Origin of the sequence: Paraburkholderia aromaticivorans, assembly GCF_002278075.1 — a bacterium.
In the GTDB taxonomy this organism is placed as follows: Bacteria; Pseudomonadota; Gammaproteobacteria; order Burkholderiales; family Burkholderiaceae; genus Paraburkholderia; species Paraburkholderia aromaticivorans.
The window spans coordinates 1327556-1348510 of record NZ_CP022990.1 but is presented as its reverse complement, the minus strand read 5'-3'; the positions used below and the strand labels follow the sequence as shown (position 1 = coordinate 1348510).

Here is a 20955-nt window from a genome sequence, read left to right as displayed (position 1 = left end):
ACAATTGCGCCGGGGAGGTCGGCCCCCGGCGCTACGTGACGCTATCGCGCCGCGAAGGTGTCGTGATGATCCACTGGCGGTGACTTTTCGCCGGCATGCCACGACAGCGCGTGTAACTCCTTGTTGCGGGCAACCCTGTCCGCACTGGGCGGATATTGTGTCTTGCTGTTTGGAATCACGCCGTCATGCTGGGCTTGAACGAGCTCCTGATGCACCTGCGCGCGAGTCTTGCCTTGTGCCTGCGCCGCTTGTGAGACTGCGCCGATCAACGCCATTGCGGCGACAGACAGGGTGGCGAGCTTGGTAACGTTCATATCGAATCTCCTTCGTGATGACCGCCGGTTGGCGGATTCATGAGCCCAGTATGTGTCGCGGGCGGTTTGCCACCGTGACCGCAAAATGAAAAAAATGACAGATGCGGGTGGCGTGGCCAACAGCGTCATCTGGCGCGGCGTGCATGAGATTTTTGTCATTCCGGCGTGAGGTTGACGGCGACCTTCGTGGAGCACGATGACACTCTTCTTTCACGAGCGGCCGGGCGGCGAAACATGCGTGCATTCATGTTCAGATTTCTCGTCGCGGCCGTCATTGCTGCGGGTCTTGCCGGATGTGCAGGCAACAGTCGCAAGCCGGCCGGTACGTCGGACTCGACACGAGCGGCGGCGCCGGCGAATCTCGCGCCGGGCGAGCAGATCGACTACGCAGGCCATCGTTGCGGCAATCCGAATCTGTATGTGAAGACGCATCTGTGTGTCTTCCCGCGCCGTTAGCGCGGCACGCGATCCGTGTCTCGCAAGCAGGCCGGCAGGCCCGCGAACGCGGCCGTTGTTGCGGATGCGGTGAAGGTCTGTTGCGCGGCGTGCCGATACCCGTTTTCGCCCGATCCAGCCGTCTCGTTGCGAGACAGGTGGCCCGGCCACGGTTTATCCAGATTCGACAACAATCCTCCCCACTGGCGGCCCTTATTCTGAAGGGCTCACCTTTCTAGACTGTCATCACCGAGTTGCGAACAGGGTTGTTCGTAGCAGGACAAAGCAAAGTCTGGAGGTAGTCATCATGAAGTCGCTCATTCAAGCCGTTGTGGTTGCCGCTGCCCTTGCCGCGCCGGTTGCCGTGTTCGCTCAGTCGAACCAGCCCCTCACGCGCGCGCAAGTACGCGCCGAACTGATCGAACTGGAGCAGGCGGGCTATAACCCGGCACGCGGTGAAGATCCGACCTATCCGGCCGATATTCAGGCCGCCGAAGCAAAGGTGGCGGCGCGTCACGCCGCGACAGGTTTTGGCGGCACGCCGAACGGTTCGTCGGACGCGGGGCGTCCGGCCGTTTCAAAAGCGGACTGGAATGCGATGTACAACCATCCGTGAAGCGAGAAGCGAGAAGCGAGAAGCGAGAAGCGAGAAGCGTGAAGCGTGACCGCGCGAGCCCGCGCCTTTGAAAGCGGGCCCGCACTCATCCGGAACCGCACACCGGTTTCAATGGTGTGCGTGAGCAGCCGCTTCGTCGACCAGTTCGGCGATGTCGTGGACGTCCACCGTGCAACCGGCCTTGTTCTTCACGCCGCGTCCCCACGCCTGCACATGCACGCCAGGCGTCAGATATTCGACGAGTTCGGCTGCGGCATGCGGCGACATGCGCAGCGAGGTGCCGTCTTCCAGCAGCGCGCCGCGCAGTTCGCCCTTCGGCCCGTAGAGCGGCATGACGACTTCGCCTTGCACGTCCATCGGTTTGCCGTCGCGATCATGGCCGCCGCCATGCTCATGCTTCGGGTCATGACCGTGAGAATGCGGACCTTCGTCGACGATCTCGACGCCTTGCCGGGTCGTCAGCGAGACCGCCGCGATCAGATCCGCGCCGCGCGGTTTCACACCGCGCACGCGCACCGTGTCGCCCGGCATGACATGACGTGCGACCTGTTTGCCCAGATGCGGCGGGACATGCACCTGCTGTTGCGTACCGTCGGGGTGCTGAAGCACGAAGCCGTCGGCATCGCCGTGCGGATTGAGCAGGAACAGCACGACTTTGCCGCGTGTTTCCGGCAGGCAGGCGGGGTCGATCCAATGCATGGTGAAGCTCCTTGTTCGAGTGACTGATTGAAGTTACCTGGCCAGGTCGCCGTATAAAACCGTGAGATTGCCGGGTGTGCCGAACGCGGTCGCCTGCAGCGATTGGCCATAGCGATTACGCGTGCCATAGCCCTGTGCCGCGACCATCGCGCCCGGTTGCAACAGGTTCGTGAAGCGCGCGGCCGCTGGCGGCGTCAGCTTGATGACGGTGCCGTCCATGAGGAGCACGCCGTCGGGTTCGCCGCGCGGCGCGCTGGTGACACGCAGCACGCGGCCCGCGGCATCGAGCTTGACGAGTCCGACACCGGCGAGCGATTTCGGCAGACGCTGTGCGCCGGGCGGCGGTTGATCGACAATGCTGCGGCCGCTTGTCGTGTCGGCGATCTGGCTGGCGCGCAGCGTGCCGTTCGCTTGAGCAACGCCGTTCACGTTGACGGTGGCGCCCGGCGCGATGGTGGCGGCGACCTGAGCGCCGAGATGCGGCGGGAACCGGACGAGCGTGTTGTCAGCGAGCAGCATGCCGTCGACATCGCCCTCCGGATTGATCACGAAACGCCGCACGACGCCGCTCACCGTGGTGGGAACGCCCTCGCGCGGAGCGGCGACGGGGGCAGGCGGTGGCGGCACTGGCGCGTCGGCGCTCGGCGGCGGCAGGGGCGCGCCGTCCTGAGTTCGCGGCACGGGCTGAGCGGCGCAAGCGGCCGTCGCGGTTATGAGGGCTAGCGCGGCCGCGGCACGCGCGATTGGATTGAAATGGTTCATCGTCAGACTCCTTCGACTGCAATGTCGTGCAAGAGTCTTTGCAACCACCATGCCATGCCGCTATGCCCCGCCGCATCGGGCTTCGAGCGCCGACATCCCGGCGTGGATGTCACCTCGCTGGACAGCGGGTGTCGGCCGGGCGGACACCGGCAAGCGCTTCAACCGAGCTTATAGGCCGCCATTTTCGTATAGAGCGACTGTCGGCTGATGCCGAGGCGCCGCGCCGCTTCTGCGCGATTGCCCACGGTCTGCTGCAACGCGCGTTCGATCGCGGCGCGCTCCAGCCATTCGATCGCCTGCGGTAGCGGCAGATCGAGCAGCGCGGTGGGAATCTCACTCGTGCCGGCGCGCGGCGCGTTGAGAAAAGCCAGATCGTCGGCGGTGACAAGCGGGCCGCGTGCGAGCGCGGCGACCCGCTCCATCGCGTTCTTCAGCTCGCGCACGTTGCCAGGCCATGCATAGGCGAGAAGCCGCCGCTCGGCGTCGCCGCTCAAGGTCCGCGCGGGACCGGCAAGATGGGTGGCGGCGGCGAGAAAGTGCGCGGCGAGCGGGAGAATGTCGTCAGGACGATCACGCAGCGGCGGCAGGTGAATCGGAATCACGTTGAGCCGGTAGAACAGGTCCTCGCGGAAGGTGCGCGCCGCCACTTCCGCGCTCAGGTCGCGGTGCGTCGCCGCCACGATCCGCACGTCGATAGCGACGCTCGCATTGCTGCCGACCGGCGTGAGCGCGCGCTCCTGAATCACGCGCAACAGCTTGGCCTGCATCGGCAACGGCAGGTCGCCGATTTCGTCGAGAAAGAGCGTGCCGCCGTTGGCATCGGCGATACGGCCGGAGCGCTGCGTCACCGCGCCGGTGAAGGCGCCTTTGGCGTGGCCGAATAGTTCGCTCTCCAGAAGTTCGGCGGGAATCGCCGCGCAGTTGATCGCGACAAACGGCCCATGCCGGCGTCGCGACGCATCGTGCAGAACGCGTGCCGCGACCTCCTTGCCGGTGCCGGTCTCGCCCGTGATCAGCACGGTCGAATCCGTGGCGGCCGCACGGCCGATCTGCTTCTGCGCGTCACGCAGCGCTTCACTGTTGCCGAGCAGGCGAGGCGTACCGGTGTCGCCGGCTTCTTCGTTCGAGGCTTGCAAAGCGGCACCTGTTGCGCCGCGATTCGAGGCTTCTATCTTGCCGAGCAGGGACGCGATCGCGTCGCGCCCCACCGGCTTGGTCAGGTGCTCGAAGGCGCCGAGCCGCATCGCGTGTATGGTGTTGTCGCTGGTGGCGAAGGCGGTCAGCACCACCACCGGCAGTGCCTCGCGCGTCGGCATCGCGCGCAGACGTTCGAGCACTTCGATGCCGCTCAGGTCCGGCATCCTGATGTCGAGAAACATGCAGTCCACGCGTTCGTCGCCGGCCAGCCTGGCAAGCGCGTCGTGGCCGCTGCCGGCCTGCGCGACGACATGGCCCAGGTCGCCCAGCGTTTCGGCCAGGCTTTCGCGGAAGGCATCGTCGTCGTCGACGATCAGGATGTGCGCCATGGGATCTCGATCACAAAACAGGCACCGCGCTCGCGCGCTTCGTAAAAGGCGCTGCCGCCATGCGCGGCAGCGATCTCGCGTACCACCGCGAGCCCGAGCCCCGAGCCGGCGGCGTGGCCGGTCACGAACGGCTCGAAGATGCGCTCGCGTTCGGCCGGCGGCACGCCGGGTCCATCGTCGGCGACTTCGATGCGCAGCGCTTCGGCGGCGCGCGTCGCACGCAGCGTCACCTGGCCGCCGGGCGGCGCGTGACGCAGCGCGTTGAGGAGCAGATTATCGGTGGCGCGCGCCAGTTGATCGGCATCGAAACAAGCCTGCGCGGGAAGGCCGTCCGCGCAATCGAGCGTCAGTGCGATGCCGGCCCGGGCGGCCGCGTCATGATGCCATTCCACCCGGTCCGTCAGCCACCCGCGCAATTCGACGCGATGCGCTTCGACACGCACGGGCTGGGTCAACGCCAGCAGTCCGGACAACTGGCGCTCCACGCGCTGGATCTGTTCGAGGATTGCGCCGAGCGCGCGTTGCTTGCGTTCGACGTCGCCGTTCAGCGCATTCTCCGCCTTGAGCCGCATCGCGCCGATCGGATTGCGGATCTCGTGTGCCATCTGCGCGGAAAAGCGGCCGATCGCCGAGAAGCGCTCCGCGGCGGCGAGTTGCGCATGCAGTTCGCCCGCCTGCTGCTGCAACGACGTGGCGCGCGCGCCATAAGCGTTGAAGGCATGGACGATCTTGTCGAGGTCGGGCTCGCCGGTCGGCGCGATCGGCGTGAACAGGTCGGCGGGCCGGCTGAGGCCCGCCTCGATGCGCGCGAGATTGGCGCGCCAGCGCCGCAGCAGAACACCCAGCGCGATGGCAATTCCGACGATCACCGCCAGCAGCACCGCGAGCGTCGTGACGAGGATCTTGCCCGACGGCCCGAGCGGCGGATGCACGCGCGACAGCGTCCAGGCCAACAGGCCGTCGCGGTGCGGCACCGGGCACGCGGTGACGATCACGGCGTCCTGCTGGCCTTCGACGAAATCGGACGCCGCCGCCCGGCTCGTGGACGCCGCGCGCAAGGTGCGCAGGATCAGGGGCGTCTCGGCATCGGGGATGTCGCGCTTGAGGCCGCTGCCCTGATAGGTCGGAAACGCGTAAGCCTCGAAGCTGCCGCGCGGCGTGCCGTCCGGCCGCCAGAAACCGCCTTCCATGCCGTCCATCTGCGCGAGCACGATGTCGAGGATCGCGTGCATCAGGTCCGTGTTCGACATGGCGGGCGGCACGGCCGGCGTGACGGCAGGCTGGGGTGCGGCTTGACCGGCGCGCGGTTCGGCGGCCGCCTGCGGCGTCCGGTCGATCGACAGGTCGTAACGCGATCCGATCGTCTCGCAGCCGGCCAGCCCCTGCTGCCGCGCGAGGCCGATCTGGCGGCCGAGATTGGCTTGCGCCATGAACCAGACGAGCCCGATCAGGACCGCGCACATTATCGCGACCAGCAACCAGAAAACGACCAACTGACTGGCGAACGATAAACGTCGGGGAACTGCGGTCATGAGCGCGCCGGAAAGGATTTGGGCTAGACATTAGCAAGAATTCAGCCCGCAGTGAGCCTTTTGCTGTGGGCGATCGGCGAGCGCCAGGAGCGGCCGGGAGAGAGAAAGGGCGCGGCGCCGCTGTTGCGCCACTGGACAGGCTCTGTCCACGAAATGGACGGCGCCCGCCGCGGTCGCGCGGCAAGGCCCGCTCCCCGCCACGCGCGCACCGCCGCCATCGCCAATGGCATATGAGTTGCGTAAGGCTCGCCGCCATCCCGGCACTTCTCGCCAGTGGGGACATCCACATGATCAAGTCGAAACGCTCGAGCCATTCGCCACACGCCGGTTCGCCACGCGACGCACACGATCCGCTCATCGCCCGGAGTCCATCGTGAAAGGCGGACGCGCGCTCGAAGCGCTCAATTTCTTCGTGGCCGACGTGCAAGCCGGTATCGGACCGTTTCTCGGCGTATTCCTGCAGGCGCGCGGCTGGGGCGCCGATCAGATCGGCACGGTCATGACGATCGGCGGCATCGCCGGCATGCTCGCGACCTCGCCGGCCGGCGCGTTGGTGGACGCGACGCGGCACAAGCGCAGCCTCGTCGTGGTCGCGGGACTGATGACCATGCTCGCGTCGGGCTTGCTGTGGATCGCGCACGGCTACTGGATGGTGGCCGCGTCGCAGGTGGCGACCGCGATCACCGGCGCGGCGATCGGCCCGGCGCTGGCCGGCATGACGCTGGGGATGGTCAGGCAGCACGGTTTCGACCGGCAATTCGGCCGCAACCAGGTGGCCAATCACGGCGGCAATGTCGTCGCGGCCGCACTGTCCGGCTGGCTGGGCTGGCGTTACGGGTTCGGCGCGGTGTTCCTGCTGAGCGCGCTGTTCGGCCTGCTGTCGATCGTGGCCGTTTCGTCGATTCCGCGGGACGCCATCGACCACGATGCCGCGCGAGGCGCCGATGCGCAGGAGAGCGCCGGCGCGGCCGCCGAGCGCGTGCCCGCGAGCGGCTTGCGGGTGTTGCTGCAATCGCGCCCGTTGCTGCTGCTCGCCGCCGCGCTCGGGCTGTTCCACCTGGGCAATGCCGCCATGTTGCCGCTCTATGGCCTCGCGATCGTCGCGGCGCATCAGGGCGAGCCGAGCGCGTTCACCGCTCAGACCATCGTGATCGCGCAACTCGTGATGGTTGCCGCCGCGATGTTCGCGACCCGGCTGATCCGCTGGCGCGGCTACTGGTGGGTGATCCTGCTGAGCTTCCTCGCACTGCCGATGCGCGGGCTGATCGCCGCGTCGGTGATTCACGCGTGGGGCGTGTGGCCGGTGCAGGCGCTCGACGGCATCGGCGCGGGATTGCAGAGCGTTGCGGTGCCGGCGCTGGTGGTCCGGTTGCTGGAAGGCAGCGGGCGCGTGAACGTGGGGCAGGGCGTCGTGATGACCGTGCAGGCGGCCGGCGCGGCGCTGAGCCCGGCATTGGGCGGCATTCTTGCGCACCGCTTCGGCTATCCCGCGGCCTTTATCGCGCTCGGCGCGGTGTCGACGGGCTCGCTGGTGTTGTGGCTGAGTTTCGGCGCGTCGCTCAGGCACGCATGCGCGGCCGACGGCGCAGCGGCGCGTCACGCGGCCGAGGCAGCGTCGCCGGTGTCGTGACGCTCGCTGGCGTGAGCCGACGCCTCGGCTGATGGTACGGAGCTTGCTGAGCGCTGGTGTTCTTTTCGCCAGTGTTGCCCATGCCTCGAACTCCCGCTACTTGCCAAAGGTGGAGCGCCCGCGAGATCCGGATACTGCACGAAGTGCCGCGCGTCCTGGTCGTGGACGACAACGTCGGCGCGGCCGAAGCGCTCGCCACCTACCTGTCCTACGAAGGCGTGGAAGCCCGCGCCGCCAATGGTTGCGAGCAGGCCCTGCGCTGTGTGCGCGACTGGGTGCCGGATATCGTGGTGCTCGACATCATGATGCCCGAGCGCGACGGCTATGAAACCGCGAGCGCCCTGCGCAGCTATCTGCCGACGCACAGTCTGGGTATTGTCGCGTTCACGTCCCTCGATGAGGATCACGTCAAGGAAACCGGCAAAGCACGTCACAATTTCGACGGCTATTGTCAAAAAGGCACGCCGCCGACCGCGCTGCTCGCGCTGATGCGCAAGTTCTGGCGCGAATAGCGGCGCTAATTCGACGCCGATGCGCGTTGGGTGCGGGGAGGTCCGCAGCCGCCAGGCCAGAGACGACAAGCCGAAGCCGCCAAGCCGAAGCCGCCAAGCCGAAGCCGCCGAGCCAGAGCCCTAAGCCGGTTCGTTCAACGCCGGTTCCGAGACGATCTGCTTGAGTATCGCCTCCATCAACCCCGGAAACCGGCTGTCCAGTTCCGCGCGCCGCAAGGAATTCTGATGCACGGTGCCGGCCACACGCGTGCGCACCAGGCCGGCCTCACGCAGGATCCGGAAGTGATGCGACACGCTCGATTTCGGGCGGCCGCCGTCGAGCTCGCCGCAGGTGGCCTCGTCGACCGACGCGAGGCGCCGCACGATCTCGAGGCGGACCGGATCGCTCAGGGCATGGAAGAGCCGTCCGAGCGTGAAGTCCTCAGCAGCGGGATGGTTATAAGTACGCATCCTGCAAATGATAAAGGTTTCTGCGATACTTGGTTATTCGATGTTTATCGAACTACCGTACAAGCAAGTCCAAAGGAGTTTCGCCCGATGTCCGCATTGTTCCAGCCCTATAAGCTCAAAGACGTTTCCTTGCGCAACCGGATCGCCATTCCGCCGATGTGCCAGTACACCGCCGAAGACGGCCTGATCAACGACTGGCACCGTGTGCATTTGGCCGGCCTCGCACGCGGCGGCGCCGGGCTGGTGATCGTCGAGGCGACGGCCGTGTCGCCCGAAGGCCGTATCACGCCGGGCTGCGCCGGTATCTGGACCGACGAGCAGGCGCAGGCTTTCGCGCCGGTCGTGGCGTCGATCAAGGCGGCCGGCTCGGTGCCGGGCATCCAGATCGGCCACGCGGGCCGCAAAGCGAGCGCCAACCGCCCGTGGGAAGGCGACGACCACATCGCCGACGGCGACAGCCGCGGCTGGCAAACCATCGCGCCGTCGGCGATCGCGTTCGGCGGCAATCTGCCGAAGGTGCCGAAAGCCATGACGCTCGACGACATCGCGCGCGTTCGCGAAGATTTTGTCGCCGCCGCCAAGCGAGCACGCGACGCGGGCTTCGAATGGCTCGAACTGCACTTCGCGCACGGTTATCTCGGTCAGAGCTTCTTCTCCACCCACTCGAATCAGCGCGACGATAGGTACGGCGGGAGTCTCGAGAACCGCAGCCGCTTCCTGCTGGAAACGCTGGCGGCGGTGCGCAAGGTGTGGCCGGAGCACCTGCCGTTGACGGCGCGCTTCGGCGTGATCGAGTACGACGGCCGCGACGAGGAAACGCTCGCCGAGTCGATCGAACTCGCGAAGAATTTCCGGCGCGAGGGACTGGACATGCTGAGCGTCAGCGTGGGCTTTTCCACGCCGAGCGCGGCGATTCCGTGGGCACCCGCGTTTCTCGCGCCGATCGCCGAACGCGTGCGCCGCGAGGCCGGCATGCCGGTTTCATCGGCATGGGGCATCGATACGCCGGAACTGGCGGACCGTTCGGTGAAGAACGGGCAGCTGGATCTGGTGATGGTCGGTCGCGCGCATCTGGCCGATCCGCACTGGCCGTACCATGCGGCGAAGAAGCTGGGTATCGAGCGGCCGTCGTGGACGTTGCCGGCGCCTTACGCGCATTGGCTCGAACGCTACGCGGTCGCGTGAGTTTGCGCGTCGTTTGCCTTTTGTAGCGATGCACTGATGTGCCGTTTGCCCTGAGATTCATGCGCCGGGGCAGACGGCACGTTTGCTTTTGGCTTCTCCGCGCGAGCGCCCAGCGCGGCGTGTTGCTGCACGCTGGAGCGGGCACGGCGCCCGCAGATTTCGTGGCCGAGCGTTCCGACGCTCGGCCATTCTCCTTTCCCTGCCTGGCCGTTCGTCCGCTCGCCTGTTTCCCTGCGCTCTGGTGGGCGTTCGTTCGACCGCCTCTCCTTCCTTCGTTCCTTCCTTCCGCCGGTGCGTCCGTGCGTCCGCCGTTCGGTCAGCCGCCGAAGTGGCCATGCACGGTGGAGATCGCGCGGCGTCGGTGGTCGCGCGTAGTTTCGCGGGCATTCAAACGACGCGGTCATGGCAGTAAGTGCATCAAAAATCCGTTTCATGCATCCAAAATGAGTCGATAAAGCGTTTCACGATTACGCAAATAGGCGTATTCTTGAATCAGGCTACGCGATAAAGAGTTTCATGATGACTTCATCCGACGATCAACCCTCAGCCCAACAGGGCTACAGAAGCGGCGAGGCGGCGCGCCTGGCAAAGATGCCGGTCACCACGTTGCGGATCTGGGAGCGCCGTTACGGCGTGGTTGGCCCAGCCAAAACCGCGTCAGGCCAGCGCCTGTATACGGAAGACGACGTCAGGCGACTCACCCTGATCAAGCTGCTGGTGAGCCGCGGCCACGCGATCGGCGCGATCGCGCGGCTCGATCGCGAACAACTGCAGTTCCTTGCCACACGCAGCGGGCGTGAGAGCGGCGGCGCGACCGACATGCCGTTCACCGAGTCCGCCGATCTCCGGCTGGCCCTCGTGGGCGGCAATCTGGAGCAGCGTTTGCGGGCATCGGGTGTCGATTTGCGGCCCTACGGCGTGAATGAACTCGTCACCTTTGCCGATCTTGCCGACGCGAGCAGTGAGCGCCGCGAGCCGATCGACGCGCTGCTGGTCAGCGTCGACTCGTTGCAGGAGGAGGTCGCCTCGCAAATCATCTCGCTCGGCGACGCGGTCCGCGCAAAAGCGATCGCCGTGGTCTACGGCTTCGGCACCGGCCCGGCGGCGGAGATTTTGCGCGTGGCGGGCGTGCGTCTGTATCGCGAGCCCGACGGCCGGACCGAATTCCGTCAAATGCTGGGCGATCTCTGCGAACGCGCGCGCATTCAGGACCGCACGGGCAACGACGCCGTGTGGTCGCGCGTGCGCCGTCGCTACGACGATCGCGAACTGGAAACCATTGCCAGCCGGTCGTCGACGATCTCGTGCGAATGTCCGCGCCATCTGGCCGAGCTGGTCATGAAGCTGTCGGCGTTCGAACGCTACAGCGACGCGTGCACGTCGCGCTCGGCACAGGACGCCGCGCTGCATCGCTATCTGGGCGACGTCAGCAACCGGGCTTGCGCGATGGTCGAGGCGGCGCTCGAGCGCGTCGCGCGGGAAGAAGGTTGGTTTGCCGGCGCGCAGGCGCCGCAGGCCGCGCAGGACTAGCAGGCGCACACCGTCTCGGAGGATGTGCCATGTCACCAGATGTTTCGACGGACGCGGCCCTTTGCGCACCCGGTCCGGATGAAAAGAGCGCGCGTCTCGCGGCGCTCATCGAGCGCGTTTCAAGGCGCGACGCCAGGGCATTCGAAGCGTTGTACCGGGCGTCGGCGCCGTCGCTGTTCGGCCTCGCGGTGCGCGTGACCCGCACCACCGAGTCCGCGGAAGAAGTGCTGCAGGACGGCTTCATCAAGATCTGGCGCTTCGCCGGCTCTTACGACCCCGCCAAGGCGTCGCCGTCCACGTGGATGTCGAGCATCGTGAAGAACCAGGCGCTCGATTACCTGCGGCGCAATCCGTACGCGGGCGTGTACGTCGAAGAACTGGACGAGCGCCTTACCGCGAGCGATGCCGAGCCGGACCTCTCGCACGAATTTTCGCTGGACGCCGAGCGTCTGTCGTTCTACCTGGGCCGTTTGGCGCCGGTTCAGCGCCAGGCGATCGCGCTCGCTTACTTCCGGGGCCAGTCCCAATCGGAAATCGCGAACACGCTCGATGCGCCGATCGGCACGGTCAAGACGTGGATCAGCCGCGGGCTGGAGTCGCTGCGCAGAATGGCCGAGGCTCGCCACGCGCCGCCTCGCGGCGGCCTCTACTGAGCGTTACTCGTGCCGCGCTTGCCGCACGGCTCGCATGGGTCATGCTGGCCGTGGCGGCCCGCATCGTTCGCTTCGATCAGCCCGTTATCGCATGAATCGTATTGTCGCGCACTGCAGCGGCCATGCCGCTGCCTCGGCGCTTGCGGCTCATCTACATCGAGCAGCGTTTGCGGAACGCCGCTTGCTGCCAGGTCTTCTCATTGATCTGACACGGAGGCTTGTCGCATGAAACCCTATATCGTCGCGCACATGATGTCCTCGCTGGACGGCCGTAGTCTGACCGACGGCTGGCATCTCGACTATGCGTCGGACCTGTACGAAAACACCGCCGCCACCTTCGAAGCCGATGGCTGGATCTGCGGCCGGGTGACCATGCAGGAGGTCGCGCACGGCGAGGACTATCCGAAAGGGCTCGCCAAAGGCACGGTCGCTCGCACCGATCATTTCGTCGAGCACAACGCGGATCAATACGCCATTTCAATCGACCCGCAAGGGCGCGTGGCGTGGAAGAGCAACACGGCGCTCAAATCGCACGTGGTCGAAGTGCTGACCGAGCGGGTTGCCGACGACTATCTCGCTTACCTGCAATCGATCGGCATCTCATACGTGTTCGGCGGCGCGACCGAGATCGATCTCGACAAGGTGGTGCACACGCTGGCGCGCGAACTCGGCGTGAAGAAGCTGATCGTGGAGGGCGGCTCGCATGTGAGCGGCGCGTTCGTGAACGCCGGTCTCGTCGACGAAGTGAGCGTGTTGATTCTGCCGCTGGTGGATGGCCGCAGCGAACATCCTTCTTCGTTCGAAGTGGCGATGGAGAAGTGGCAAGCGCCTGCGTACCTGAAGCTCACATCCGTTGAAAAAACGGACCACGATGCTGTATGGCTGCGCTATACGAAAGTCTGAAGGCGGGCGGCAGCGTGACGTCGAAGTCCACGTTGCCGTCCGCCATTCGCGCTATTTGCGGTTCGCGGCGTTTGCCGCGGTGATCCGTTATCAGCCTTGGATGTGGGCCGTCGAGAGCCAGCCGCCGCTCACGCCGATCTCTCCGATCTGCTTCGCCACCGCGTCAGCGAGGCGCTTCGCATCTGCCGACACCCCGGCGCGCTGGGTTTCGGATACGGCATGCAAGCCGCCGCCCGCTACCGCCGCAGTCGCGACACTGCCGGCCGCCGCGCCGACGCCCGCCGTCTCGCCCATGCCCGGCGCCTTGCCGCTATCCGCGCTGGCGTTGAAGGTCTGCACCAGTCGCGGCGTGCCGCCCGCGGGCTTATACAGAATCTGCACCGAACTGCTGACCTCGCTCTTGCCCGCACCGAGGCCGATCAGCATGCGGCGGCGGCGATTGCCCGAGTCGATCGTGCCGAAGCTGCCTTGCACGAGCAGCACGTTCTGATCGGCGGGCGCGGGAATATCCGAGCGGATGGCACGCAGACCCATTGATTGCAATTGATGCACGATTTCGTTGGCGACCTGCTCGCGGACCGCGGCGGCATCAGCGGCCTGCTTTTGCGCGGCGGACGAACCTTCCAGTTGCGTCTTCATCTTTTGCATCATGCCGCCGTCCAGTTTGACCTGGTCCGGGCTGGCGTCGAACGTGTAGACATAAATGTTGTCCGGCCGCACGTGGGCCGGCGTGCTCGCCGTGCTGGCATTGTCGATGCTGCCGCTCGCGCAGCCGGTCAGCAACGCGCCGCAGCAGACCATCGCGGCGCAGGCAAAACGGGCGGCATTTCTTTTGAGGAATTTCACTGAAGTCAACATGTTGATCCTGTCGTCGGCACGCGGTGCCGGTATGGTCGAACGGGTCTTCCGATGATCGGGCAACCGTAGGATCGTTGATCATCGGCGAGCCGTCTCGCACGTGAAGCACCCTTGATCTCATGCGTTCTGTTTCATACGCACCGGCAGCGAAACGAAGTATGGGCGAGTCACTTCCCGAACTCCATTCAACAATTATTTCGCCCTATGTCACAGCGGCAAGCGGCGCTGCGCACGGCTTTCGCGCGTGGCGAAAGTCATCGGACCTGGCGGGAAAGAGGGGAGGTGCGGGTGAGAATCGGGCGCGCCGGCAAGCGGCCTAAAGTCGTGCGACCGCGCGTGCGGCGGCTGGTGGATCGAACGTCAGCTCAAGGCGAGTTTGATGATGCAGCCAAGGACGAAAACCAGCAGGAAGGCGGCGACGGCCAGGTTCAGCGGATAGGGCATTCTTCACCAAGAAACCAGCGTTTGCAGTGCTCATATCCTAATCACCTGACGGAAGAAAAACAGCGGCGAAAGAAGCGGCAATGTGGGCAAGCCAACGCAGCGTGCCGAATGGACTGCGCGGCTGGTTGGCGGGAGCGCTTCCAGGCGGCGGCTCGAAAGCAGGCGTTGCCGCTCGCCAGTCAAGGGCGGAAAAAAACGCCCGCGCGCGAAGCGTCAACGAGTCGGCGACCGGGCCTTTCGTACCGCATGGCGGCGGTCCGCGCCCCGCGAATGCACTCGACGCTATGCGGCCAGGGTGTGCCCGCTGGCGCATTGTTTCCGGATGGCGCATGATTGGAGCGATGTGCCGTCCGACCCCAGAAGCCGCAAACCTCTGCGGGGCGCCCGGCGCACGCGAAGCCGCCAGTGCATGCGTCACGGCAACACAGCGTGGCAACGCACCGCCGGTGGGTACTCAACCGTTAAGGAGGATTTCGCATGGACCGACCTGACGCCGCCAATCCGTTTGGCGATTTCACCAAAATGCTGGAGCAGTTCAAGCTCCCCGGCTTCGACGTACCCGCCATCATGGAAGCGCGACGCAAGGATGTCGAAGCACTGGTTCAGGCGAATCAGACGGCTTTCCAGGGCATGCAGTCGCTCGCGCAGAAGCAGGCCGATATGTTGCGCTCGACGCTGAGCGAATTGCAGTCGCTGACCGGCCAGCTATCGGCCGGCGGCGCCGCGCCTTCGGGCAAGGCCGCCGAGTTGATCCAGCAGAGCCTGCACAAGTCGCTTGCCGATATGCAACAACTGGCGCAAGCGGCCTATCAGACGCAAGCCGAATCGTATGCGGTGATCGCAAAACGCGTAGAGGAAAACGTACAGGAGCTGAAGTCGCTCCTGCAGCAGAAGAAGTAACGCATCCGCCGACACGTCGAAACGCTCGGCTCTTCGGAATCGCGCCGCAGGCGTGCTCCTCGGATGACCCGTGCCGTGGTTGACCGTCCAGTCATCCACGGCATTTTTTTGTGCCGTGTAACAGCATTACGGCGCCTTGTATCGTCAGAGGAAAACAATCGCTCGACGCGATCTTTTCGGCGTTTTCTTACATCGATCGCGCAATGCTGTGCGCATGAATCTTTTTCTGCATAGGCCGTGGGCACTGACACCGTTGTTCGCTTTAAACGGACGCTAAACGGAAAACCTGTGCTCAAGCAGTGCCCGTCGGCGATCCGGTCCTGAAAAATCAAACAGGCTCGAACGTCGTCGTGCGGGCGAAAAGTTCAAATCGTTGCGCAAACGATTGCTGCGCCTCGCCGCGTTGCCTAAAGTTTCGCGCCACCACTCCGTAGACGCATTCACGCAGCTAACCCGCGTGAATGCCGTACCGGCACCACCGGCGAGGCGTGCGCCCCTGGCTTCCGGTTCGTGACCGGCTCGATGCGCGGTCACGAACGTTTCACCTCGAAGGAATTCTCTTGAAACCGATGCTCTATTCCCGCATTGCTCGCGCAATGCTCGGGGCAAGCTGCGCGCTGTCGTTTGCCGCGCACGCGACGCTCGGCCAGAACGTCAGCAGCGCAGACAGCGATCAGTCCCGCCTGCGCGCGGTCGCTCACACGGCTACTACGCAAAGCGCGTATTCGGTTCATCTGATGACGCTGCCGTCCGGCACGCAGGTGCGCGAGTACGTCGCACCCAACGGCATCGTATTCGGCGTCGCGTGGGAAGGCCCGACGCTGCCGGATCTGAAATCCATGCTGGGGGCATCGTTCGACACCTACGTCGCCGCCACCACGACGCGCCGTGGTACGCCGCTCGCGGTTTCCAGCAGCGATCTGGTGGTGTACTCCGGCGGGCATCTGCGCGCGTTCGCCGGCCATGCGTATCTGCCGCAAGCGGTGCCCGTGGGCGTCGATGCCGGCGTCATTCAATAACGGTGCGGATCATGCGTCTCACGTTTTCTCTCAAGACCCTGCTGTGCGCGGCGCTGCTCGCGTTGCTCGTCAGTGCTTGCGGCGGCGGGGGCGGCGGCTCCGGCGGTTCCAGCAGCGCGGCCAACTCCGGCAGTTCGAACACGGCCGGACCCAGCGTGATCAACACCGCGCCGTCGTCGCAAGTGCTGGCCGCGAACGCCGTGCGCGTGACGGTCGACGCCGGCGTGAGCGCCGTGCCGAACATGCCGTTCGTCAGCATCACGATTTGCGCGCCAGGTACGGCGCAGTGCCAAACCATCGACCACGTGCTGGTCGATACCGGGTCGTGGGGCGTGCGCCTATTTGCTTCCCAACTGGCCGCATCGATGACGTTGCCGCAACAGAAAGACGCCTCGGGCCATCCGGTCGCCGAATGCATGCAGTTTTTCGACGGCTACACGTGGGGCGCGGTGAAGCTCGCGGATTTGCGGATTGCCGGCGAAAAAGCCGCCTCGCTGCCGATCCAGGTGATCGACCCGAACTACGCATCGCTGCCTGTCGATTGCGCGAGCGTCGGCGCATCGCGCAACACGCCGGCCGCGTTGCAGGCCAACGGCATTCTCGGGATCGGCGTGTTCAAGCACGACTGCGGCGCGAACTGCGTGCAGCAGGCGCTGGCCGGCACGTATTACGGCTGCACCGGCACGACGTGCACGTCGATTCCGCTTGCGGAAGAACTTCAGGTCGCCAATCCGATTCCGTACTTCGCCACCGACAACAACGGTTCGATGCTGAGCCTGCCGACGGTGTCGGGCGCCGCGCAGTCGGTCAGCGGGCAACTGGTGTTCGGCATCGGCACGCAGACCAACAATATGCTCGGCGGCGCACAGGTGATCGGCGTGAGTCCGTCGAACGGCACCTTCACGACCGTGCAGAACGGCACCACGTATTCGCACAGTATTCTGGACAGCGGCTCGACCGGACTGTTCTTCCAGACCAGCGCGTTGCCGGTGTGCGCGAGCCCGAACAATGCGTACTACTGCCCGGTTTCGACCGAGCAATTGAGCGCGATGATCCAGGGCGTGAACGGCACCACGAGCGCGGTGAATTTCAGCGTCGGCAACGCCACGACGATTGCGCACACGTATAGCGGCGATTCGGCGCTGCCGCTGCTGGCGGGACCGGCTTTCGTGCAGTCGACCATTTTCGATTGGGGATTGCCGTTCTTCTACGGCCGCAATGTGTACGCCGCCGTCGAGCAGCAGCCGACGCCGGGCGGCATGGGCCCTTACGTCGCCTATTGAGTTCGGGCACCGGCCGCCCTCTACGACGCGCCGGCCGGCGTTGGTCCGGCGCCTTGTTGGAATCGCCCAGATGTGAAAACGGGCCGCGACGGAACCTGTTCCGCCGCGGCCCGTCAGTTGACGAGGAATCGCCGCTTATGTTTTGCGCAGACCCTCCAGCAACGCCATGACGGCTTCGCCGAACGCCTGCGGACGTCCCGCGAAAATCCGTTCGACGGCTTTTCCATCGATCAGATGCCGCCGCAACGCTTCGCGCTCATCGTGCTGCTCGGCCAGCCGGGCGGCGGCGCGCACGTATTCGCCGGTCGAGTGAGTTGTCAGCCACGACGGCAGGCCGGCGCGCTCGAAGAGGCCGCTGTCGATGTGTTCGAATACTTCGCGTCCGCACAGATTGACGCCGGGCAGGCCCATCGTGAACGAATCGACGATGCCGTTCGTGTTGCCGAACGGGAACGGGCTCACGAACATGTCCATCGTGTTGAGGACCTTTAGATACGTCGGATAGTCGAGCGAACCGTACACGTCCACGCTCGATTCCGGCAGTGTCGCGTGAATCGACTTTCTGACGTACGCCAGATCGATGCTTTCGCTCCAGCAGGTCAAGAAATGGAATTTGACCGGCACGCGAGCGGTGCGAACGATCGCCTTGCAGGTCTCGAGAAAGAGCGGATTGATCTTCATCGCACTGGCGGTCACCCCGATGTTGACGACGTCGCCGCGCACCGGAACGCACGGCACGATCTCGGTGAGCAGTTGCGACGGCACGTATGGTTGGCCATCCTTTGGCAAACGCATCATTGTTTCGCTGAAGCACGCCGGATCGCCGACGAAATCCTCTTCGACGCTCACGTAATCCATATGCGCCGCATGCATCGTCGCCGGGTGGCCGAGCCCCGCGATCTGTAGCGGCGCGACGCGCAGGTTCGACAGAAAGATCGTATGCGAGAACATGCCGACGCTCGGCATATAGAGCACGTCGGGCTGCTCGCGCGTGGCGAATGCCTGGATCTGGCGGATGCAGTCGCCGATATATTCCGGATGCTCGAATTCGACGAAACGGTCGAAAATCGCGCGCCCCGTTTCGTCGACATGCTGCGCCTCGCCGAACGCGACGACTTCGAAGTATTGGCGCGCGGCGAGCATCGTGCGTGAATGGGTGCGGTAGATCGAATGGCCGCCCGTGAACCATTCGAGCACCACCAGCATCACCGGCTTGCGGTTCGGCTCGCGCCGTTTCAACGGCGAGCGTGCGACGCTCGCTTCATGATCGAGCAGGCCGAGCGTCTCCAGCTTTCTGCGAACCAGTTTGTTGATGCTGCGCTTGATCGCATGCCGCTCGGGCGAGGTCGAGTAGCTGCAATGCATGTAGGCGCCGCACACGGCGGCGGTCGGCAAGTCGTCGAGGTCTTCGATGGTATCCAGCGCGTCCGGCAGCCAGGCGAGCAGCCGTTCGCGTTTTTCGTGCGCGGCGGGGGAAATATGCACCGCCGCGCTGACGATCGAAATGCCGAGGCTGGTGGCGAGCACCGGATCGCACCGGTGGAGGTCGGCGAAATCGATATCGTATTGCGAGCCCGAGGTGTAGAGCACGAGTTGCTTGCGCGTCAAGGCATCGCGCGTGGCGGCGTCGTTGCTGTCCGCGGCGGCGTCGAGCAGCGCGTGCACGATGTGGTCGGTCGAACCATACGACGTCACGGCGAAGATCATGTTGATCCACGGCCGCCCCCAGAACATGGTGTTCATTTTTTCCGCTGCGAGCGTGTACTCGGGCGCGGAAAACAGCGCGGTGAATCCGTCGGCGATGCGCTGGAGGGTGCGCAGCGACGCCTCGTCGCCGGGCGAGTTCGGACTGCTGCGGGCAAAGCGCTCGCTGCCGAGCGTGCCGCGCTTTTCGCTCAGCGTTCTGAGCAGTGCGCAGAACTCCTCGTGCGCGGCGTCGTAGTCACGGGACTGGATCTGGGATTCGAATCGATCGAGGGAAAATTCGGTGCTCATGGCTGGGGTCGAGGGTGAACGGCGTGCGTTGTTCCGCACGCGCGTTGCGGTCAATGACAGGAAGGCGGGCGACGGGGCGCGTGACACCCACAGCCGCTTGCGACGTATGCCCGGAAGCACGTCGCGCCGGCTGAGGGCGATTTCCACTAACTGCGTGTCGCCAACGGAATCCGATTGTCAAAGAATTCGACCGGGCTGCATCTAGGAGGAGTCTTATTTTGAGAAGGACTGTGGCAGAGGCCTTCGAGTGCGAGCGCGCTTCGAGACTGTTCTTAGCGCCGCCGCATGGGCCGCTTCGACGTAGCCGGCTGGACGGTGGCGGGCTCAGGCTGCAACGGTGGTTCGGACGCCACTGGCTCCAGCGGCGGCGCCGGGGCGTCCACCGGCTGAGCCGGAGCCTGCGGAGCCGGGGAAGCCTCGACTGGCGCGGCTGGCTGCGCCGCGATGGGTTCGGCCGGCGCGGCACCGGCTTGCGCTGCTGGCTGCCCCCCGGCTTGCACCACTGGCTGCGCCACAGGTGCCTCGCCTGGCGGCGTCGCCGCTTCGCGCGGCAAAGACTTGTCGCAAGCCGCCTCGATCACGCGATGCACGAAGCGCAGTTTCTCCACCACCGGCGCGGCGAGCGTGAACGGATACCCGTCCGGCATGCCGAGACTCCGGTTCAGGCTGTTCAGCGCATAGGTGAGCGGAAACCAGCGCTTCATCAGATTGTCGAAGCTGGCGTCTTCCACCGGCGTGCGATCGGTCAGCGTCGGCTCGCTGGGGTCGTCGGGCAGCAGCGCGACACCGTAAGAGGTCGAGGTATCCAGCACGTCGACGATCAGCATGTAGTGCGCCCACGTCTCGGCCCAATCTTCCCAGGGATGCATCGTGGCATACGCGCTGATGTACGACGCCTGCCAGTCGGCCGGCGCGCCGTCCCGATAGTAGGCGTTCAGCGCCTCGCCGTAGTCCGCGCTTTCGTCGCCGAACAGCTTTCGGAAGGGCTCGAGCCAGCGTGGGTTGTTCTCCACCAGTTGGCTGAAGTAGTAGTGCCCGGTCTCGTGCCGGAAGTGGCCGAGCAAGGTGCGGTAGGGCTCGCCCATCGCGGTGCGGACTTTCTCGCGGTAGGCGTCGTCGGCTTCGGCGATATTCAGCGTGATGAGACCGTTATCGTGGCCGGTCATGACGCGCGACCCGTCGCCGCCGTCCTCGAGGAACTCGAAGGCGAGGCCATGCTCCGGGTCGGCCTGCCGCGACTTCACGTCGAGGCCGAGTTCGGCGAGAGTGTAGAGCAGGCGGCGCTTGGCCATCTCCAGCCGGTACCAGTAAAGCCGGTTGTCCGGCGCGCCGAGATTCGGAATCGTCAGGGTCAGCTGACAGGCCCGGCACAGCACGTCCGGCGAGTCGGCGGGGATCATCCAGTTGCAGACGTTTTCGACGGCATAGTTGTGGCATTGACGGAACAGCGCGCCTTCGGCGCCCGGATGCAGGCTGCGCCAGCGTTCTTCGCCGGCGACTTCGAACGCGCTGATTTCCGCGAGTTCAGGCACATAGCCGAGCAACGACTCGCAACGTTCGCAACGAACGTTTTCGTAGAACACGAGGTGCGAGCAATGATTGCAGTGGAAGGTTTTCATCGGTCGAGCCTGGAGGTGGGATGGCAGTCATGGGCGAACAGTGCCGCAATCTTCATGCCGCATTTGCCAGACGTCACTGGTTTAACGCAC

The 20955-nt window shown here is 65.3% G+C and carries 19 protein-coding genes and 1 pseudogene; 11 read left to right on the top strand and 9 right to left on the bottom strand.

Annotated features, from left to right (window positions below; all coding sequences use genetic code 11):
• Window positions 1-41: 41 nt before the first annotated feature.
• Complete coding sequence (locus tag CJU94_RS25750; protein ID WP_095421465.1) at window positions 42-314, bottom strand: DUF4148 domain-containing protein; 273 nt, start codon at window positions 312-314, stop codon at window positions 42-44.
• 246 nt (window positions 315-560) lie between these two features.
• Here CJU94_RS25750 and CJU94_RS25745 point away from each other — a divergent pair, with 246 nt between their 5' ends.
• The gene (locus CJU94_RS25745; RefSeq protein WP_244221077.1) at window positions 561-770 is read left to right on the top strand and encodes a hypothetical protein; all 210 of its coding nucleotides are present in this window, start codon (window positions 561-563) and stop codon (window positions 768-770) included.
• Between the two features lie 286 nt (window positions 771-1056).
• Window positions 1057-1365, top strand: a complete 309-nt coding sequence (locus CJU94_RS25740) for a DUF4148 domain-containing protein (protein ID WP_095421463.1) — start codon at window positions 1057-1059, stop codon at window positions 1363-1365.
• Between the two features lie 108 nt (window positions 1366-1473).
• On the opposite strand, the gene CJU94_RS25735 is transcribed toward CJU94_RS25740, so the two are convergent.
• The 4 genes from CJU94_RS25735 to CJU94_RS25720 all read right to left on the bottom strand — a co-directional run bounded on the left by CJU94_RS25735 (window position 1474) and on the right by CJU94_RS25720 (window position 5884).
• Window positions 1474-2064: a hypothetical protein gene (locus tag CJU94_RS25735; protein WP_095421462.1), complete on the bottom strand. Its 591-nt coding sequence runs from the start codon at window positions 2062-2064 to the stop codon at window positions 1474-1476.
• A 33-nt stretch (window positions 2065-2097) separates the two neighbouring features.
• Window positions 2098-2826 carry a hypothetical protein gene (locus CJU94_RS25730; RefSeq protein WP_095421461.1) on the bottom strand — a complete coding sequence of 243 codons (729 nt, stop codon included), beginning with the start codon at window positions 2824-2826 and terminating at the stop codon, window positions 2098-2100.
• Between the two features lie 158 nt (window positions 2827-2984).
• Window positions 2985-4352: a sigma-54-dependent transcriptional regulator gene (locus CJU94_RS25725; protein ID WP_095421460.1), complete on the bottom strand. Its 1368-nt coding sequence runs from the start codon at window positions 4350-4352 to the stop codon at window positions 2985-2987.
• The gene (locus CJU94_RS25720) at window positions 4337-5884 is read right to left on the bottom strand and encodes a sensor histidine kinase (RefSeq protein ID WP_095421459.1); all 1548 of its coding nucleotides are present in this window, start codon (window positions 5882-5884) and stop codon (window positions 4337-4339) included. The genes CJU94_RS25725 and CJU94_RS25720 overlap by 16 nt, the downstream gene beginning before the upstream one ends.
• A 373-nt stretch (window positions 5885-6257) precedes the next feature.
• Between CJU94_RS25720 and CJU94_RS25715 the strand changes: the two genes are divergently transcribed.
• Window positions 6258-7514: an MFS transporter gene (locus CJU94_RS25715; protein WP_095421458.1), complete on the top strand. Its 1257-nt coding sequence runs from the start codon at window positions 6258-6260 to the stop codon at window positions 7512-7514.
• A gap of 80 nt (window positions 7515-7594) precedes the next feature.
• Entirely contained in the window at window positions 7595-8026 is a 432-nt protein-coding gene (locus CJU94_RS25710) for a response regulator (protein WP_208645409.1), read from the top strand.
• 120 nt (window positions 8027-8146) lie between these two features.
• Here the strand turns inward: CJU94_RS25710 and CJU94_RS25705 are convergent, their stop codons facing one another.
• A complete protein-coding gene (locus tag CJU94_RS25705) occupies window positions 8147-8476 on the bottom strand; it encodes an ArsR/SmtB family transcription factor (RefSeq protein WP_095421457.1) in 330 nt (109 codons plus the stop codon).
• 87 nt (window positions 8477-8563) lie between these two features.
• On the opposite strand from CJU94_RS25705, the gene CJU94_RS25700 reads away from it, so the two are divergent.
• The 4 genes from CJU94_RS25700 (at window position 8564) to CJU94_RS25685 (ending at window position 12747) form a co-directional block, all read left to right on the top strand.
• On the top strand, window positions 8564-9661 hold the full coding sequence (locus CJU94_RS25700) for an NADH:flavin oxidoreductase/NADH oxidase (protein WP_095421456.1): 1098 nt from the start codon (window positions 8564-8566) through the stop codon (window positions 9659-9661).
• A gap of 516 nt (window positions 9662-10177) precedes the next feature.
• Window positions 10178-11191 carry a MerR family transcriptional regulator gene (locus CJU94_RS25695; protein ID WP_095421455.1) on the top strand — a complete coding sequence of 338 codons (1014 nt, stop codon included), beginning with the start codon at window positions 10178-10180 and terminating at the stop codon, window positions 11189-11191.
• A 29-nt stretch (window positions 11192-11220) separates the two neighbouring features.
• Complete coding sequence (locus CJU94_RS25690; protein ID WP_095421454.1) at window positions 11221-11844, top strand: RNA polymerase sigma factor; 624 nt, start codon at window positions 11221-11223, stop codon at window positions 11842-11844.
• Window positions 11845-12069: 225 nt separating this feature from the next.
• Window positions 12070-12747 carry a dihydrofolate reductase family protein gene (locus CJU94_RS25685; RefSeq protein ID WP_095421453.1) on the top strand — a complete coding sequence of 226 codons (678 nt, stop codon included), beginning with the start codon at window positions 12070-12072 and terminating at the stop codon, window positions 12745-12747.
• 90 nt (window positions 12748-12837) lie between these two features.
• On the opposite strand, the gene CJU94_RS25680 is transcribed toward CJU94_RS25685, so the two are convergent.
• The gene (locus tag CJU94_RS25680; RefSeq protein ID WP_095421452.1) at window positions 12838-13605 is read right to left on the bottom strand and encodes a DUF4410 domain-containing protein; all 768 of its coding nucleotides are present in this window, start codon (window positions 13603-13605) and stop codon (window positions 12838-12840) included.
• Between the two features lie 921 nt (window positions 13606-14526).
• Between CJU94_RS25680 and CJU94_RS25675 the strand changes: the two genes are divergently transcribed.
• The 3 genes from CJU94_RS25675 to CJU94_RS25665 all read left to right on the top strand — a co-directional run bounded on the left by CJU94_RS25675 (window position 14527) and on the right by CJU94_RS25665 (window position 17251).
• Window positions 14527-14949: a phasin family protein gene (locus tag CJU94_RS25675; RefSeq protein ID WP_095421451.1), complete on the top strand. Its 423-nt coding sequence runs from the start codon at window positions 14527-14529 to the stop codon at window positions 14947-14949.
• A gap of 569 nt (window positions 14950-15518) precedes the next feature.
• Window positions 15519-15968, top strand: coding sequence for a DUF2844 domain-containing protein (locus tag CJU94_RS25670; protein ID WP_095421450.1), 450 nt, complete (start codon window positions 15519-15521; stop codon window positions 15966-15968).
• Window positions 15969-15979: 11 nt separating this feature from the next.
• Window positions 15980-17251 carry a DUF3443 domain-containing protein gene (locus CJU94_RS25665; RefSeq protein WP_095421449.1) on the top strand — a complete coding sequence of 424 codons (1272 nt, stop codon included), beginning with the start codon at window positions 15980-15982 and terminating at the stop codon, window positions 17249-17251.
• A 135-nt stretch (window positions 17252-17386) separates the two neighbouring features.
• Here CJU94_RS25665 and CJU94_RS25660 read toward each other — a convergent pair whose 3' ends face one another.
• On the bottom strand, window positions 17387-19246 hold the full coding sequence (locus CJU94_RS25660; RefSeq protein ID WP_095421448.1) for an adhesin: 1860 nt from the start codon (window positions 19244-19246) through the stop codon (window positions 17387-17389).
• A 530-nt stretch (window positions 19247-19776) separates the two neighbouring features.
• Window positions 19777-20865: pseudogene (locus CJU94_RS25655) on the bottom strand (zinc-binding metallopeptidase family protein); the annotation flags it as partial.
• Between the last annotated feature and the right edge of the window lie 90 nt (window positions 20866-20955).

What these genes read in the sequence shown, in the direction of transcription:
- CJU94_RS25705 (WP_095421457.1), bottom strand. Translation starts at nt 8,476, where the DNA reads ATGCGTACTTATAACCATCCCGCTGCTGAGGACTTCACGCTCGGACGG.
- CJU94_RS25670 (WP_095421450.1), top strand. Translation starts at nt 15,519, where the DNA reads ATGCTCTATTCCCGCATTGCTCGCGCAATGCTCGGGGCAAGCTGCGCG.
- CJU94_RS25675 (WP_095421451.1), top strand. Translation starts at nt 14,527, where the DNA reads ATGGACCGACCTGACGCCGCCAATCCGTTTGGCGATTTCACCAAAATG.
- CJU94_RS25720 (WP_095421459.1), bottom strand. Translation starts at nt 5,884, where the DNA reads ATGACCGCAGTTCCCCGACGTTTATCGTTCGCCAGTCAGTTGGTCGTT.
- CJU94_RS25690 (WP_095421454.1), top strand. Translation starts at nt 11,221, where the DNA reads ATGTCACCAGATGTTTCGACGGACGCGGCCCTTTGCGCACCCGGTCCG.
- CJU94_RS25710 (WP_208645409.1), top strand. Translation starts at nt 7,595, where the DNA reads ATGCCTCGAACTCCCGCTACTTGCCAAAGGTGGAGCGCCCGCGAGATC.
- CJU94_RS25680 (WP_095421452.1), bottom strand. Translation starts at nt 13,605, where the DNA reads ATGTTGACTTCAGTGAAATTCCTCAAAAGAAATGCCGCCCGTTTTGCC.
- CJU94_RS25740 (WP_095421463.1), top strand. Translation starts at nt 1,057, where the DNA reads ATGAAGTCGCTCATTCAAGCCGTTGTGGTTGCCGCTGCCCTTGCCGCG.
- CJU94_RS25745 (WP_244221077.1), top strand. Translation starts at nt 561, where the DNA reads ATGTTCAGATTTCTCGTCGCGGCCGTCATTGCTGCGGGTCTTGCCGGA.
- CJU94_RS25730 (WP_095421461.1), bottom strand. Translation starts at nt 2,826, where the DNA reads ATGAACCATTTCAATCCAATCGCGCGTGCCGCGGCCGCGCTAGCCCTC.
- CJU94_RS25725 (WP_095421460.1), bottom strand. Translation starts at nt 4,352, where the DNA reads ATGGCGCACATCCTGATCGTCGACGACGACGATGCCTTCCGCGAAAGC.
- CJU94_RS25700 (WP_095421456.1), top strand. Translation starts at nt 8,564, where the DNA reads ATGTCCGCATTGTTCCAGCCCTATAAGCTCAAAGACGTTTCCTTGCGC.
- CJU94_RS25685 (WP_095421453.1), top strand. Translation starts at nt 12,070, where the DNA reads ATGAAACCCTATATCGTCGCGCACATGATGTCCTCGCTGGACGGCCGT.
- CJU94_RS25665 (WP_095421449.1), top strand. Translation starts at nt 15,980, where the DNA reads ATGCGTCTCACGTTTTCTCTCAAGACCCTGCTGTGCGCGGCGCTGCTC.
- CJU94_RS25750 (WP_095421465.1), bottom strand. Translation starts at nt 314, where the DNA reads ATGAACGTTACCAAGCTCGCCACCCTGTCTGTCGCCGCAATGGCGTTG.
- CJU94_RS25735 (WP_095421462.1), bottom strand. Translation starts at nt 2,064, where the DNA reads ATGCATTGGATCGACCCCGCCTGCCTGCCGGAAACACGCGGCAAAGTC.
- CJU94_RS25695 (WP_095421455.1), top strand. Translation starts at nt 10,178, where the DNA reads ATGATGACTTCATCCGACGATCAACCCTCAGCCCAACAGGGCTACAGA.
- CJU94_RS25660 (WP_095421448.1), bottom strand. Translation starts at nt 19,246, where the DNA reads ATGAGCACCGAATTTTCCCTCGATCGATTCGAATCCCAGATCCAGTCC.